15 protein-coding genes are annotated in these 16,822 nt (G+C 40.4%); all 15 read right to left on the bottom strand.

The genetic code is table 11. The features are described 5' to 3' along the window. Window positions 1-27: 27 nt before the first annotated feature. Window positions 28-336, bottom strand: a complete 309-nt coding sequence (gene fliE / locus AC503W_RS07345) for a flagellar hook-basal body complex protein FliE (protein WP_494916587.1) — start codon at window positions 334-336, stop codon at window positions 28-30. Window positions 337-359: 23 nt separating this feature from the next. After that, window positions 360-818, bottom strand: a complete 459-nt coding sequence (gene flgC / locus AC503W_RS07340) for a flagellar basal body rod protein FlgC (protein ID WP_402956297.1) — start codon at window positions 816-818, stop codon at window positions 360-362. Continuing rightward, a complete protein-coding gene (gene flgB / locus AC503W_RS07335) occupies window positions 818-1,213 on the bottom strand; it encodes a flagellar basal body rod protein FlgB (protein ID WP_402956295.1) in 396 nt (131 codons plus the stop codon). Before flgB ends, flgC begins: the two co-directional genes overlap by 1 nt. 983 nt (window positions 1,214-2,196) lie before the next feature. Then, a complete protein-coding gene (gene codY / locus AC503W_RS07330; protein WP_402868321.1) occupies window positions 2,197-2,976 on the bottom strand; it encodes a GTP-sensing pleiotropic transcriptional regulator CodY in 780 nt (259 codons plus the stop codon). 107 nt (window positions 2,977-3,083) lie between these two features. Then, window positions 3,084-4,493 (bottom strand): ATP-dependent protease ATPase subunit HslU, encoded by a 1,410-nt coding sequence (gene hslU / locus AC503W_RS07325; protein WP_402868319.1) that lies wholly within the window; start codon window positions 4,491-4,493, stop codon window positions 3,084-3,086. 13 nt (window positions 4,494-4,506) lie between these two features. Further along, window positions 4,507-5,034 (bottom strand): HslVU peptidase proteolytic subunit, encoded by a 528-nt coding sequence (hslV, locus tag AC503W_RS07320; RefSeq protein ID WP_402868317.1) that lies wholly within the window; start codon window positions 5,032-5,034, stop codon window positions 4,507-4,509. A 20-nt stretch (window positions 5,035-5,054) separates the two neighbouring features. Then, window positions 5,055-5,957, bottom strand: a complete 903-nt coding sequence (gene xerC, locus AC503W_RS07315) for a tyrosine recombinase XerC (RefSeq protein WP_402868315.1) — start codon at window positions 5,955-5,957, stop codon at window positions 5,055-5,057. 60 nt (window positions 5,958-6,017) lie between these two features. After that, the gene (gene trmFO / locus AC503W_RS07310) at window positions 6,018-7,340 is read right to left on the bottom strand and encodes an FADH(2)-oxidizing methylenetetrahydrofolate--tRNA-(uracil(54)-C(5))-methyltransferase TrmFO (RefSeq protein WP_402868313.1); all 1,323 of its coding nucleotides are present in this window, start codon (window positions 7,338-7,340) and stop codon (window positions 6,018-6,020) included. Window positions 7,341-7,739: 399 nt separating this feature from the next. After that, entirely contained in the window at window positions 7,740-9,815 is a 2,076-nt protein-coding gene (topA, locus tag AC503W_RS07305) for a type I DNA topoisomerase (protein ID WP_402868312.1), read from the bottom strand. Between the two features lie 265 nt (window positions 9,816-10,080). Further along, window positions 10,081-10,947, bottom strand: coding sequence for a DNA-processing protein DprA (gene dprA, locus AC503W_RS07300; RefSeq protein ID WP_402956290.1), 867 nt, complete (start codon window positions 10,945-10,947; stop codon window positions 10,081-10,083). A 144-nt stretch (window positions 10,948-11,091) separates the two neighbouring features. Further along, window positions 11,092-11,994 carry a succinate--CoA ligase subunit alpha gene (sucD, locus tag AC503W_RS07295; protein WP_402868308.1) on the bottom strand — a complete coding sequence of 301 codons (903 nt, stop codon included), beginning with the start codon at window positions 11,992-11,994 and terminating at the stop codon, window positions 11,092-11,094. 18 nt (window positions 11,995-12,012) lie between these two features. Further along, window positions 12,013-13,173: an ADP-forming succinate--CoA ligase subunit beta gene (sucC, locus tag AC503W_RS07290; protein ID WP_403123185.1), complete on the bottom strand. Its 1,161-nt coding sequence runs from the start codon at window positions 13,171-13,173 to the stop codon at window positions 12,013-12,015. A gap of 450 nt (window positions 13,174-13,623) precedes the next feature. Next, entirely contained in the window at window positions 13,624-13,896 is a 273-nt protein-coding gene (locus AC503W_RS07285) for an EscU/YscU/HrcU family type III secretion system export apparatus switch protein (protein ID WP_403123188.1), read from the bottom strand. Beyond that, window positions 13,893-16,019, bottom strand: coding sequence for a TP0910 N-terminal domain-containing protein (locus AC503W_RS07280; RefSeq protein WP_494916572.1), 2,127 nt, complete (start codon window positions 16,017-16,019; stop codon window positions 13,893-13,895). Before AC503W_RS07280 ends, AC503W_RS07285 begins: the two co-directional genes overlap by 4 nt. Window positions 16,020-16,040: 21 nt before the next feature. Next, window positions 16,041-16,808: a ribonuclease HII gene (rnhB, locus tag AC503W_RS07275; protein ID WP_494917293.1), complete on the bottom strand. Its 768-nt coding sequence runs from the start codon at window positions 16,806-16,808 to the stop codon at window positions 16,041-16,043. Window positions 16,809-16,822 lie beyond the last annotated feature (14 nt).

The raw sequence follows: 16,822 nt of genomic DNA, 5'->3' as shown, positions 1-16,822 counted from the left end.
CTTTATATGAGGTCTTTAAAATGAATGTTAAATGCTCATTCTCATCATTTCCTGGTAGGCTTCGACCACTTTATTCCGAACCTCTAACGTAGCCTGCATCGTAATGCTCGCCTTTTGTGAAGCAATCATCACATTATGAAGTTCTACGTCTTCTCCGTTAGCTAACTTAGCTGTAAGGCTGTCCGATGATACCTGGGCCTCGTTAACTTTATTCATAGTTTTTTTTAATACGGACGCAAAATCTTGTTGCGCTTCGTATGGTGTACTTGTGTTAGTCTGCTGACTTTTCCATGCTTTATCTATATTGCTTATGCTTGAAAGAGAAATCCCCTCCATAATGCACACGCTCCAATCAAAAATTATTTACCGATTTCTAATGCCTTCATCATCATTCCCTTTGATGCATTCAAAACAGTGACATTGGCTTCATAGGATCTAGTGACGCTCATTAAGTCGACCATTTCTCTCAGTGGATCCACGTTTGGCATCTCTACATATCCATCTTCATTTGCATCTGGGTGATCTGGATTGTAATCCAGTTCAAATGGTGTTTCATCTTTAACAATTCCTGATACTTTTACACCTGTACCCGTACCGTTCGTTTTTCCGGTTGCTGCATCTAGAAAACTTGCAAAACTTGCTTCCTTATTTTGCAGAACAACCGATTTTCTTGAATAAGGTTTCCATTGTCCCGACTCCGCATCAAATTCGGCTCTAGTCGTATCGGCATTGGCCATATTGGCAGAAATCACATCCATCCGAAGCCTTTGGGCAGTCAAAGCTGAGCCCGTCGTATTAATACTCTGAAAAATCCCCATTACTTCCCACCCCTAATCACTGATTCCAATGACTGGAATTTACCCGAAAGTCTATCCGTTACAGCATTATAATAAATTTGATTCGTAGCCAGGTCCGTCATTTCTTTATCGACATCCACACTGTTCCCGTTACTGTTATAATTCACATTGTTCTGTGTAACAATGGAAGAAGTCGCTTTGCCGTTTGATTTAAAGCTAAAGTGCCTGTCATCGGTACGATATGATTGAATAGCCGTATCAAGTTCTGTTCGAAAGGACTTTGTATTAGAAACATCTTTCGCCTTATAATTCGGCGTATCGGAATTAGCAATATTTTGCGAAATGACCTTTTGTTTCGTACTAGAAAAATTCAGAGCGTTTTCCAGTGATTGAAAGGTATTTGAAAATAACTCCATTTTGTCGTTCCCCTCTTTCTATCCAAGCAAATATTAACTTATGTGATAAATAAATCCATTATCTTAATATCCTTAATTTTAAAGAAACGCAAGAACGATGTCTATAATCAATATATAGACTTTAGACCTATTATAGTCGAAAAATGTCACAATTTGCTCAAATTTATAGCTTTTTTATTTAAATTTCTAGTCAATTGTGACGTTATATTACATTATTTTATGATTTTATCCATTTTTTATCTTTAAATACTTATTTATCATACAGAATCACAAACCAATATACCTGATACTTCAGAACTAATTAGTATAGAAACCATCAGGTATATATTGGTAATAGTTTAATGGTAATCTACATACTGCTTCAGCAAAGGGTGAATTAACGTGTAAAAAATCAGATTTTTTACAAATACTGACTCCCTAATTTTTTTGAAAGAATATAAAACTATTAAAGCATTCGACTTTTTTCCACATATTAAACTTCCCGGAAATTCCGATTAATAAATGCCTGAGATATAAAGTATTCTTAAAATTAATGAAAACAATCTTTTATTGACCATAGAGGACTGTCTATTCAGATAGCTATTACAGTATAATTACCCTTTATAAGGAAAATCATACTGTATTTTGGATAAACGATTCTTTATCCTCATACTGCCTATTAGAATTTGATTCCAATTACCCTATAATGGAAAACTTCATTATAATTTGAACCTCCTACATGTTCTTATAACTACTACCTTAGTTTTACCGGATGAAGGATATATTAAATAAGTGCAATTTAATATATATACGATTATATTTCGTACCTAACCCCAAAAAGGCACGATCTCTCACCCACTAAGAGATCGTGCCTTTTTGGTTAGATTGCTAGAAATCGAGATGCTAATTTTCTCCATCTACATTTAAAGATAAAAAAAGGATCCGGAATTAAATTCCCGAACCCTTTCCTTTGGTACTATCAGCTTTATATCTAGAGCTGAATTTTAGTTATTTTTAAGTTTTTCTAATTCGTTAAGGAATTTATCGTTCAATACTTTGATGTACGTCCCTTTCATCCCTAATGAACGTGACTCAATAACACCGGCGCTTTCAAGTTTTCTAAGTGCATTCACGATTACTGAACGAGTAATACCAACTCTATCTGCAATTTTAGATGCAACAAGTAATCCTTCGTTCCCTTTAAGTTCTTCGAAGATATGTTCAATAGCTTCTAATTCACTGTAAGAAAGTGAAGATATAGCCATTTGAACGACTGCTTTACTACGTGCCTCTTCTTCAATCTCTTCTGATTTCTCACGAAGGATTTCCATTCCAACAACAGTGGCTCCATACTCCGCCAAGATTAAGTCGTCATCATGGAACTTATCTTGTAATCGAGCAAGAATCAATGTTCCTAAACGATCTCCCCCGCCCATGATAGGAACGATGGTGGTTAGGCCATTTGAAAACAACTCTTTATTCTCAATTGGGAAAGCTGTATATTCGCTTTCAATATCGAGGTTAGAAGATGTTTCTTGGATGTTGAATAGATTCTTTGTATACACTTCAGGGAATTGCTTATCTTCTAACATTTTATACATACGTTCATTTTCGATTTGTTGGCTTACTGCGATTCCAAGTAATTTTCCGCGACGGCTAACGACGAATACATTCGCTTCGATTACTTCACTTAAACTTTCTGCCATTTCTTTGAAATTAACTGCTTTTCCCGCTGCTTTTTGGAGCATTGCATTAATTTTTCTTGTTTTTGCTAATAAGTTCATCTGACTTGTTCCTCCTAAAAATACCATGGTTCACAATTGACTATGAAGTTGTATTTCCGTAATGTGATGTAATTTGCTTAGGCAATGAATATTGCCGCTGGTTCATTCTAAAGGATAAACTGGCTTAAGTCTTTATTACGGGCAATCGAGCCCAGCTTATCTTCGACATATTGAGGAGTGATTGTAATCTTCTCCATCGTAATGTCAGGAGCTTCGAAAGATAAGTCCTCTAGAAGACGCTCCAGGATTGTATGAAGGCGCCTTGCCCCAATATTATCTGTGTTTTGATTAACCTCGAAAGCCACTTCTGCTATCTTACTTACAGCTTCGTCAGAAAATTCAATTTCTATACCTTCTGTTTCTAATAAAGCTACATATTGCTTTAACAGAGCATTATCCGGCTCGTGTAAAATTTTCACAAAGTCTTCGACGGTCAATTTGTTTAATTCCACACGGATTGGAAAACGGCCCTGCAGCTCAGGAATAAGATCCGAGGGTTTAGCCGTATGGAAAGCCCCTGCTGCAATGAAGAGTACATGATCGGTTTTAACGGATCCGTATTTTGTTACAACTGTAGACCCTTCAACAATTGGAAGGATATCCCGTTGTACACCTTCTCTTGAAACGTCCGCTGAAGAACTTCCCGACTGTTTGCTAGCGATCTTATCAATTTCATCGATGAATATTATCCCATTTTGCTCTGCACCGTATACAGCATCCGATGTTACTTCATCCATGTCGATTAATTTTGCCGCTTCCTCATTGGTCAAGACAACTCGTGCTTCGCTTACTTTCAATTTACGCTTTTTATTTTTCTTGGGCATCAAGCTTCCCAAGGCATCCTGCATATTCATCCCCATTTGTTCCATTCCCGAACCTTGTAGCATATCAAACATGGATGCGGCCTGTTCTTCCACCTCAACTGTAATCATTTCATTCTCTAACTCGCCTTTAGCCAGCTGATTGGCCACAAGCTTTCTTTTTTGCTGAAGGCTTAAATCTTCTGAGTTGTCACTCGAATCCTGTTCAGCTTGATTCGTTCCTCCTCCGAAAAATGCTTCGAGAGGGTTTTTGAAATTGCTCTGTTTTTTATTAGATGGCACTAATAAATCAATTAAACGGCGATTGGCATTTTCCTCTGCCCGTTCTCTGACACTAACCATCTTTTCTTCCTTCACGAGGCGGACGGAAGTCTCCACTAAATCACGCACCATGGATTCTACATCACGGCCGACATAACCGACTTCCGTAAATTTCGTTGCTTCCACTTTCACAAAAGGAGCACCAACCAATTTAGCCATTCTCCGAGCAATTTCTGTTTTCCCAACACCAGTCGGTCCAATCATTAATATGTTTTTCGGAACGACTTCATCACGAAGTTGTTCTGAGAGTAAAGAACGACGATATCGATTACGCAATGCTACCGCTACTGCACGTTTTGCTTCACTCTGTCCTACAATATATTGATCCAGTTTCTCTACGATTTGCCTCGGTGTTAAATTAGTTTTCTTTGACATTGTGCGCTCCTCCTTACAACTCTTCCACGATTATATTCGTATTTGTAAATACACAAATTTCCGCTGCAATTTGTAAAGATGATTGGGCTATTTCCCTTGCCGATAGGTTTTCACTAGAAAAACGCTTTAAAGCCCTGCCTGCAGCTAGAGCATAATTTCCACCAGATCCTATGGCTAGAATCCCGTCGTCAGGTTCAATTACTTCTCCAGTACCGGAAACGAGAAGCAAATCTTGTTTATTCATGACAATTAACATTGCTTCCAGCTTTCTAAGCACATTATCACTCCGCCATTGCTTCGCCATTTCGACGGCTGCACGTTGAAGATTCCCATTGTATTCCTCAAGCTTGGCTTCAAACATTTCGAAAAGAGTGAATGCGTCTGCAACAGAACCTGCAAAACCTGCCAGGACATTCCCGTTAAAGATTTTCCTCACTTTTCTTGCCGTATGCTTCATCACTACTGAATTCCCTAAAGTAACCTGCCCATCACCGGACATGGCACATTCTCCTTTATGATGCACTGCAAATATCGTTGTCATAAAGTGTCCCCTTTCAACTTTTAAGCCCGCGGATGTGATGCATTGTAGACTTTTTTTAATTGGTCCTTTGTTACATGCGTATACACTTGCGTAGATGAAATTTTTGAATGTCCAAGCAGTTCCTGAACCGTACGTATATCTGCCCCGTTATTTAAAAGGTGAGTGGCAAATGAATGCCTCAACATATGGGGATGCAGATTTCCATCAGCGGCAGACTTTTTAATCAATTCATTTAATATATAACGGACCCCCCTAGGTGTAAGGGGTTCTCCGCGAAAGTTAACAAATAAATAAGCATGCGCCTTAGCGTCAGACGATGTCATTTCCATCCTGGCTGTACGTATGTATAAATCTATCGCTTCCTGAGCATAACTGCCAACCGGGACATACCGATCTTTCTTCCCTTTTCCATGGATCAGTACGGTTCCAAGCGAGAGATCGATATCCTGTACTTTGATTTCACAGCACTCACTTACGCGAATGCCAGTAGCATACAGTAATTCCAGTAATGCAACGTTTCTGATTTCAATTGGGGTATCTTTCTTTAAAGAAGAAAACAACTGATTGACTTCTTCCTCATACAGAAAGCGAGGCAATCTCTGTTCCTTTTTGGGTAAAGATGCAAGGGAAAAAGGATTATCCTTGACTTCCCCTTCCCTCATTAGAAATTTATAAAAACTACGCAAACAAGATGTTTTTCTTGCTACAGTCCTCTTTGAAAGTTGTTTCTCATATAAATTCGTCAAATATAGCCGGACATCCATATATTCGACTGACGCGACATCGGTAATCCGTTGTTCGTTCAGGAATAAGAAAAATTCGTGAATATCCCGCTTGTAATTTTCAATCGTGTAGTGTGAACTATTTTTTTCTATTTGTAGATATTCAATGAAGGAAGATAACGCCTTATTTTGATTGATCATAGAAACACCTCGCAAAGGCTTATAAATAGTATCATACTTTAAAACAGCAGGCAAATGATTTTACAAACTTTTCACAAAGTTCTGAATTGTGTCTAAAGCGCGATTTGCATGTGCCTCATTTCGTTCCTTTTTCGACTTGATTCTGATTTCTAAATCTGGGAGGAGACCAAAATTCGCATTCATCGGCTGGAAGCTCTTCCCGTTAGTGGACGTAATATACCTTGCCATGCTCCCCATTGTCGTTTCAGCAGGGAAAACGATTGGTTCCATCCCTTGAACCAGTCTTGCTGCATTAATTCCGGCGACCAGTCCTGATGCGGCAGACTCCACATACCCTTCCACACCCGTCATCTGGCCGGCAAAGAATAAATCTTCCCGGTTTTTGAATTGATAGGTCGGCTTTAACACATTCGGAGAGTTGATGAATGTATTGCGGTGCATCACTCCATAACGGACAATTTCAGCATTCTCTAATCCTGGAATCAGCTGAAGTACCTCTTTTTGAGGTCCCCATTTTAAATGTGTCTGAAAACCAACAATGTTATAAAGGGTTCCAGCTGCATCATCTTGACGAAGTTGAACGACAGCAAATGGTCGTTTACCCGTTTTTGGATCTTCCAATCCAACCGGCTTCAACGGTCCGAATAGCATCGTCTTTTTCCCACGAGATGCCATTACTTCTATTGGCATGCACCCTTCGAAGAAGATTTCTTTTTCAAATTCCTTAAGTGGCACAGTTTCTGCAGAAATCAGCGCTTCATAAAACCGATCGAATTCTTCTTCGGTCATCGGACAGTTCAAGTAAGCAGCTTCCCCTTTATCATAGCGGGACTTTAAATAGACTTTATCCATATTGATGCTTTCTTTTTCAAGAATTGGAGCTGCAGCATCATAGAAATATAAATATTCTTCATCCATAATTTGCTTCAAGCTATCCGATAAAGATTGGCTAGTCAATGGACCCGTAGCTATGACGGTTGGACCCTCAGGAATCTCTGTCACTTCTTCATGGAACACGGTCACATTTGGATGATTTTTCACCCTCTCCGTTACAAGGTCAGCAAATTCGTGACGATCGACGGCTAATGCACCACCAGCAGGAACAGCACAAGTATCTGCTGCGGAAATAATAACGGAATCCAATGTTCGCATCTCTTCTTTTAAAACACCTACAGCATTTGTTAACGTATTTGCCCGAAGTGAATTGGAACAAACAAGTTCAGCGAATTTATCGGTATGGTGTGCAGGCGTTTGCTTAACCGGACGCATTTCGTACAAATCAACTTTTATTCCTCTTTTAGCTAATTGCCAAGCAGCTTCACTTCCTGCAAGCCCAGCACCAATTACACTTACTTTTGCTTCTTTCATATTTCGAACCTCCATGTATAGATATGATAAAACAGGAAGATTTATCATCAAAATTGTTTTTTACAAAATCTTCATTTTAACGATATGTTTATATGTATACCCCATCTTGCACATTCCTGCTGATGCACTTTTTAAGTATGTCTATTTGGATAAATGCCTTAAGTCGTGTTCTTACAGAAACAATAACTGGACACAAAGAGGAATTATAACTTTAAATGAAGGCACTTGTCCACTGAATTTTACAATACTTGAGCAAAATTAAAAAGTTTCATGCCTTTCCAATATATTCTGCGAGGAACATCCTTCTCTTTATCATGATATCATACCTTACCTAATATGAAGAAACTCAGCTCTACCCGAGTCAGTCCTTTTCTGGTGAACATGAAAAAGGTGGGCATGATTGCCCACCTTTCCTTAAGCTTGAGGTACCTCTTTGAAATCACAGTCCATACATTGTACTTGTACGCCTTTTTTAAGTTTTTTCTCAACAAGGGTACCTTCACATTTTGGACAATTACGCGGCAATGGCTTATCCCATGAAATGAAATCACACCCTGGATACGTATCGCATCCATAAAACAGGCGGCGTTTTTTACTTTTCCGCTCGATGATGTTTCCTTCTTTACATTTTGGGCACTTCACACCGATTTCCTTGACGATTGGTTTCGTGTTACGGCAGTCAGGAAAATTGCTGCACGCCATGAATTTTCCGTATCTTCCCATTTTGAAGACCATTCCATGACCGCATTCTTCACAATCCTCGCCAGCAGGTTCATCTTTAATTTCAATCTTTTCCATCTCAGCTTCTGCCTTGGCCAAATCAACAGCAAAATCCTTGTAGAAGTCATCAATGACATTAACCCATTCAACACTTCCAGCCTCTACACCATCAAACTCCTGTTCCATCTTGGCTGTGAATTCTGCATCCAGGATATATGGGAAGAATTCGCGAATTAGTTCAAGGACTATTTCACCAAGTTCCGTCGGGATAAATCGTTTGTTATCAAGCGTAACGTAACCCCTTTTTTGTATCGTATCCAAAGTAGGTGCATAAGTGGATGGCCGACCTATACCTAATTCTTCTAGCGTTTTGACAAGACGTGCCTCTGTATAGCGGGGCGGTGGTTGCGTGAAATGTTGCTTAGGCTCAACATCTTTTGAAAAGAATTGATCGCCTTTTTTCACATCAGGAAGGGTATTCTCCTTTTCCTCCACCGAGTCATCCGTTCCTTCAACATAGACCTTCATAAAACCTGGAAATTTAACTTTTGATCCATTTGCTCTGAATATGACATCTCCGTTATGTAAGTCGATACTCATTGTATCCATAACAGCAGAAGACATTTGACTTGAAACGAAACGTTCCCAGATCAATTTATATAAACGGAATTGGTCTCTGGATAAAAATTCTTTCACTAAACCTGGTTCCCGCAGTGTGCTAGTCGGTCTCACTGCTTCATGGGCATCCTGGGCATTTGTCTGTTTTTTCTCTTTACGCTGTTCCGTCTGGACATACTCTTCACCATAACTAGTTGAGATGAAGTTATGCGCTTCGAGCTTAGCCACATCGGAAATCCGGGTTGAATCCGTTCTCATATAAGTAATCAGTCCGACTGTTCCTTCTTTTCCTAGCTCAATTCCTTCGTAAAGCTGCTGGGCAAGCATCATCGTTTTCTTGGCCCTGAAATTCAATTTACGCGCAGCTTCCTGTTGTAGGGAAGAAGTTGTGAATGGTGCAGCTGGATTACGTTTTCTTTCCTTTTTCGTCACGGTACCGATTGTAAATTCCCCACCGCTCAAAGAATCCAGAACCTTCTTCACGTCTTCTTCCGTATTCAATTCTGTCCGTTCTCCCGCAAGGCTGAAAAAGGAACCCTCAAACTGTTCTTTTCCTTTTACAAAATCGGCCTTGATTGTCCAATACTCTTCAGGAACGAAGTCTTTGATTTCTTTTTCACGATCTATGATCATTCGGACTGCAACTGATTGAACCCGTCCGGCACTCAAGCCTTTTTTCACTTTTTTCCACAATAGAGGGGAAATATTGTACCCGACCAAACGATCCAATATCCTCCTTGCCTGCTGTGCATCAACCAATTGCATATTAATCGGTCTCGGAGATTTAAATGATTCTTTGATTGCTTCTTTCGTAATCTCATTGAATACGACACGGCAATCCGAGTTTATGTCGACGTCGAGGCTATGCGCTAAATGCCAGGCAATCGCTTCACCTTCTCTGTCGGGGTCAGCTGCGAGATAGATTTTTTTTGCTTTTTTTGCTGCTGTTTTCAATTCTTTTAAAACCGGGCCTTTGCCGCGGATTGTTATATATTTAGGTTCATAGCCATGTTCAACGTCGACACCCGTTTGACTTTTAGGTAGATCGCGTACATGACCCATGGAAGCTTTAACTTTATATTTCTTTCCTAAGTATCGCTCTATCGTCTTTGCTTTTGCGGGCGATTCCACAATCACTAAGTAATCTGACATCCAATAAATCCTCCTCAAAGAGGTAATATAAATCTTCACTATTATTAATCATTCAAAAATCATTTGTCAACACCTCTTTACTTTTCCAATCCCGCTGATTCATCAGGATTTAGATATTTTGACAAGAGGTGCCTGTTGCAAAACTTATAACAGTTTTACAATTTTTTCAACCTTTTTGTCTAATATTTTATTCTATTCACCTAAAAAAGCACCTTTTTCGACAAAAATTGGAGGTTTCACCGTATATCTTCTATATTATATTGTTTTAATATTCCTCCTCAATCTGTTCAGCTGTCAAAACTAATTTAGCTCCCTCTTGAATTAATTGATTAGTCCCCATTGATTCAAGACTGGTTATATTACCAGGAAGTGCAAATACGTCCCTTCCCTGGTCAAGTGCAGCCTGCGCTGTGATAAGCGAACCACTTCTCTGCTTTGCCTCTACCACGAAAATCCCCTGCGATAAACCACTGATGATTCTATTGCGGAGAGGGAACATCCAAGGTTCCGATCTCCTAGTCGGAGGGGTTTCCGAAAGAAGCAATCCCTTATCGATGATCACCCTTGCGAGTGGAATATTGATTTTCGGATAAATGTGCATTAATCCCCCTCCTAAAACCCCTATCGTATGTCCACCTTCGTTCAACGTGATTTTATGGGCAATCGCGTCAATTCCAACTGCCACTCCACTAATAATCACGAATTTTCTCTTTACGAGTGGCGTTAAAATCGTTTTTAAGGCCTCTAACCCGTACGAGGTTGGATTCCGTGTACCAACGACACCTATGGTATTCTTCTTAGCTAAAAGCTGTTTATTGCCTTTTAAATAAAGCACCCAGGGGGGATCGAAAATTTGTCTTAATAGATATGGATAGTCTTCATCAAAAATCGTCATACAGTGGATTTGATTATTTTCATATTGTTTCAGTTTTTCAATCGTATTGTAAGAATGCAAGTCTGCGAGAAAGAGTTGGAGTTTGTCGTTCGGGATGGTGAGAATTTCTTTCCATTCAGCATACGTTTTTGTAAAGAGGGTGGTGAGGGATGGGTCTGCAGCCAAGATCATTTTTATCGTTTTCCAGCCTGCACCACGACAATGATGAAGGTGGATTAGCTTTTCATTTCTGTTCAATTTGGAAGCACTCCTTTGAGGATTATTCAAAAGCAGGGGATGGTCGTATGGTTTGTCAAACGAAGATGTCATGGATACTTTCGAAGGGTACTTACTATAGAAGTGAAATAAAGGCCGACCAATATCAGGTCGGCCCATCTCTTATTAATGCGTTTTACAAGGTTCGTACATGCCTTTTTCTTTTAAGACGGATATCAAGGTTTCTCCCATGACCGATGGTGTTTCAGCAACTTTAATTCCACATTCATTCATGACGCGGATTTTTTCATCGGCTGTTCCTTTTCCTCCTGAAATAATTGCACCAGCATGTCCCATACGTTTTCCAGCTGGAGCCGTACGTCCTCCAATGAATCCAACAACCGGTTTCGTCATATTTTCCTTAACCCAAATGGCCGCTTCTTCTTCTGCTGTGCCACCGATTTCCCCTATCATGATTACCGCATGGGTTTCTGGATCTTCATTGAATGCTTTAAGCACATCAATGAAATCAGTCCCATTAACAGGGTCCCCACCAATGCCGACAGCTGATGATTGCCCAATGCCCTCTTGTGATAATTGATGTACGGCTTCATAAGTCAGAGTGCCAGAGCGAGAAACTACGCCAATATGGCCTTTTTTGTGGATATAGCCAGGCATTATCCCGATTTTGCATTCTTCCGGGGTAATCACACCCGGACAGTTAGGTCCAATTAAGCGTGTTTTTTTGCCTTCCATATACCGCTTGACCTTAACCATATCAAGGACTGGAATATGCTCGGTAATACAGATGACGAGATCAATCTCCGCGTCAACCGCTTCTAGAATTGCATCTGCTGCAAATGGAGCCGGTACATAGATAACCGATGCATTCGCCCCTGTTTCAGTGACAGCTTCGGAAACTGTATTATATACAGGTACCCCTTCCGCTTCTGTTCCACCTTTACCCGGAGTGACCCCTGCAACGATTTTCGTACCGTATTCTAACATCTGTTTTGTATGAAATAATGCTGTTGAGCCAGTGATTCCCTGAACGATCACTTTCGTATCTTTATTAATATAAACGCTCATTATGTTCCCCCCTGCCTATTATCCTACAAGTGATACTATTTTTTGCGCTCCGTCTGCCATGGATTCAGCAGCGGTGATATTTAGTCCAGAATCTTTCAAAATACTTTTCCCTAAATCGACATTCGTTCCTTCTAAGCGAACAACGAGTGGAACATCCAGGCCTAGCTCTTTTGCAGCAGCTACGACGCCTGTCGCGATGATGTCACATTTCATGATTCCTCCGAAGATATTGACAAAGATGCCCTTTACTTTTTCATCGGACAGGATGATTTTGAAAGCCTCTTTCACCTTTTCCTCTGTAGCGCCGCCCCCGACGTCAAGGAAATTGGCTGGGTCGCCCATATAGTGTTTAATGATGTCCATTGTTGCCATTGCAAGCCCGGCGCCATTAACCATACAGCCAATATTTCCGTCAAGCGATATGTAACTAAGACCATGTTTTGATGCTTCAATTTCTTTAGCATCTTCTTCATCCAAATCACGGTACTCTGAAATATCTTTCTGACGGTATATTGCATTGTCATCAAAATTCAATTTAGCATCCAAGGCCATTACATTGCCATCCCCCGTCACGACTAACGGATTGATTTCGGCAATCGAACAATCTTTTTCTACGAATGCTGTATATAAGTTGATCATCAATTTAGATGCTTTATTTATTAATGGAGCTGGAATATTAATATTAAAAGCGATTCTACGTGCCTGGAAACCCGTTAAACCGACCACAGGGTCAATTACTTCCTTGAAGATTTTCTCGGGAGTTTTCTCAGCCACTTCTTCGATTTCCGTTCCTCCTTCTTCGGAGGCCATCAATACTACACTGTTCGTTGCACGGTCCAAGACCAGACCAATGTAATATTCCTTGGTGATATCGCAGCCTTCCTCGATAAGTAAACGCTTCACTTCTTTACCTGCAGGCCCTGTTTGATGGGTCACCAACGTTTTACCAAGAATCTCTTCTGCATATGTACGCGCTTCATCAAGATTCTTCGCAACCTTAACTCCGCCGGCTTTTCCGCGGCCACCCGCATGGATTTGAGCTTTGACGACAACAACCTCTGTACCTAACTCCTTCGCCGCTTCAACTGCTTCATCAACAGTAAAGGCAACTCGGCCATTTGGAACAGATACCCCGTATTGTCTCAAAATCTCTTTCCCCTGATACTCATGGATATTCATTTCCCATCCTCCTTATCTACTAAAAAACAAAACTGAAATTTGGTGCGTGTTTTCTCTACCATATTACAACAAAATTCTCTTTCATGCATAATTTTCTTTATCGACTATGAAAAATAATTATTACAATATACCTAATTAACCTTCTATTATATGGAAGAAAATACATTATTCATTCATAGGCTCATTTTCAGGATGATCATTTTACACCTACAGACTTTTTTAATTAAACACCTTATTTAAAGCCATTTTTAGGAATTTATTTGCTTCACTTTTATAAGATTTGCACCCTTATTTATTTTTTTGGACAAAAAAAATAAAAGCACGAAGCTTCTGCTTCATCCTTTTATCATTAGTTTACTATGTTTTTAATATAATGATTTTTTTCAGTACTTTTTATGGTTTCCTTCACAATCCGACCATTTTTTTAACCTGCCGAATAAAATTAGGGTTTTAACTTTTAGCATTCCGGTCCACCTTATAAACAAAAGCGAATACTTCGGCAACAGCTCCATATAATTCTTCCGGTATCGTTTGATTAATATCAAGCTGACCCAAAAGTTCCGTTAACGTTTCGTCCTTCTGTACAGGAATATTCAGTTCCCCTGCCTTTGCCAGGATATTCTCTGCCGTCTTGCCTTTTCCCTTAGCCAACACGACAGGTGCCTGCGATGACTTTGCATCATACTTTAAGGCAATCGCTTCTTTCCGTTTTTCCTGTTTCATATCCGAATGTCCACCCCACTATAAGTTCCTGTCTCTGAAAAAGGAACAGTAGTCTGCCTCACACCCGTATTTCTTGTGCGTGTTGGGTCCTGAAATAAAACTCCTGATAACTTGTAATCCATCAATCGCAAATTATCCTTCAACACGTCCAGATAATTACTCGCCACAGTTTCAATTGTTTGATTCTGCTCGTTGATGATAGTCACGTTGATGACGCGGTTTTGGATTTGCATGTCAATGATGGTTTCGTTAAGGTTCTCTAACTCTAAATAAAACAGGATACGACAGTAATCAGGATCGATCTTTCCATCCTTTGTTTTCCTTCCACTCCATTGCAACGTTAAATCCGTTTGGGACGAACCTAAGTTGAGAGGAAGGGTGAGCAATAAATTTTGCATGGGTCCGTTATCCTGTGAAAGAACCTGCTGAGCAGTGAGCCGATTCACTATTTGTTCAGCCATGTCTTTAATTGCTGGTGGATGCTGCTCATTCAACAATTTTAGGAGTAAAGGCTTGAGAGTTTCTAACTCCTCTGATAGCGCTCCCGATTCGCCTCCCGATAGATTAGCAAGAACATGCTCCAGTTGAAGCCCAAGCATTTTGGTCCATTCTTTCAGTTGTTGGGCTACAGCTGTCCCATTTGTAAAATCATTTGGTTGAAAACCTTCATCTATTAAATGGCTCAGCACTAGTTTCTCGGGATTGATAGCAGCAGAGGAAGTTTCTGGAACCTGTTTGAAAGCCTGAAGTAGAAGATCCCCCACTTTCCCCTTCGACTCACCAACTTGCCCTACATCCTTATTTATTTGACTCAATAATTCATCGACTTCTAGATCGACCGGGGTGATTTTACGATTGGCAGACACCTCGGAAAAAGCACGTTCAAGTAAATGTGAAGTAAGATTAAGGGCTTCTTTTGTAAACATTGGAATTTGCCGGACCGTCTGTTGCATCCCCTGCCATTGGGTATCAGCCTTAGAGCTCTTTAATAATTCTGAGATTAACTCCGGCCCTCCATTTTCGCTTTGGATTTCATTCCGTTGAATCATAGGGATAGTCCCTGGTTCCCTTGCCGAGGAGCCTTTCCCAAAAGCACGTTCAAGCAGGTTTAGATTAAGTCCAGACCTTTCATCGGTTGCAATGCTTTTATACGGTATTACATCTTTTACATCTGAAGATTTCGTCGCTCCTATATCCGAACTCCCCCATAGTTTAATAAGGTTAGATTCCATATTCCCTTGTCCAAGCGTTCCATTTGCTAGTGCTTGCAGTCCTTGCTGTAGTTTATTAGCCGTTGGGGTCTTCATGGGTTCCGGCGCCCGCACCGATTCAGCAACTATTCTTCTCAGTAATTCCGTTTCAGTTATCCCACTTGGAATGAAACCAGTCTTTTGAAGCAAGGAAAAGGCTCCTGATTTCATATCTGGTGTCGACTTGGAATCAAGCCAAGTTGCAATAAGTCTGTGCAAACCAGTTTGTTGCAATTGATCTTGTTTAGTAATATGTAGGGACTCCAATACGGCTTTTAGCTGCACCACCGTCTTTGTGTCAGATCCGCTTTCCTGTAATTGTTGTTGCAGACCACTTAGTAACTTATGAAAAGGTTCACCTTTTGCTAGTTCGGCCAATGCAAAAAATACATCCTTAACAAAAGGTAGCTGCTGCGTAAACATCGTTTTAATAACAGAAAGTCCCGATTCAGTTGTACTTGCCGCTTTAACCCATTGCAATGCTGATGAGAAGAAATCTTTGGTGATGGGGAATTGATTTCTCAGTAAAAATTCGGCAAGCTTTGCAGACTCTGGTTCCGACTTAACACCAAGGTAAACAAGTAGCTGTGCCGCTGCTTCTTTTGTATTCGAGAGGTTCACATTCGGGGAATCAAGTACTTTCAAAACCACCTGTCCCTCATTTGGCTGCACTTGAAGCCAATATCTTTCCCCAACCTGTAGCGGGACGTCCAGGTGCGCAATCATTTTTTGTTGGCCAATCTGCACTTCAGCCGTTTGGTTCGGAAAGATCTTATTCACTTTTCCGAAAAGAATTTGCCCACTCTTTAGATTCGTGCTTCTTTGTATCTCAACGGGTGTAGAAACAGACTGACCATTTGTTATTGATTGCATCCCCTCATCCTCCTTTAATCCTTATTTCCTTGCCGCAATTTCCTTTACAGGTGCGAAACTTCTTCTGTGCCATGGTGTAAGCCCATGCTTATCGAGAGCTTCGAGGTGTTGGCTCGTACCATAGCCCATATGCTTTTCAAATCCATACTCCGGGTACTTTACCCCATATTCCTTCATCATTCTGTCACGTGTCACTTTAGCGACGATTGAAGCCGCAGATATGGTAATACTTCTAGCATCTCCTTTTATTAGCGAGAGCTGAGGAATGGGCATATCCAGTTCCATTGCATCAATCAATAAATGATCCGGCAATTCCGAAAGATTGTTCACCGCTGCCATCATGGCCTTTTTCGTAGCCTGATAGATATTGATTTCGTCGATTTCTTCGCTATGTACAATGCCTATCCCAATTGATATAGCCTCTTTATGAATCGCCTCATAAAATTGTTCCCTTTTTGACTCGGAAATTTTTTTCGAATCATTTAGCCCAGGCAAATAGAAAGTATCTGGTAAAATAACCGCACTTGTCACTACCGGACCAGCCAAGGGCCCTCTTCCTACTTCATCTATACCGGCAAGAACCGAAAACCCTTGTTGGCGCAGCTCTCGCTCAAACTCTGACATTTTTAAGAAGGTATCCCTGATTTGTTGAGCTTTTTCGTAGGATTTGTTCCATTTGCCGATTAAATCGGCGACTCCCTTGCGAGCATCCTCCCGGCATTCTTGCAAAAAAGGATCTTCCGGATTACTTATGGATTTTAATCTTGAAGAAATTTCGTTAATATTCATGGCTGTTTTCATTT

It is taken from the genome of Peribacillus suis (assembly GCF_059384845.1).
Note: the sequence above shows the minus strand (reverse complement) of the source record. Positions and strands in the feature narration are given on the sequence as shown.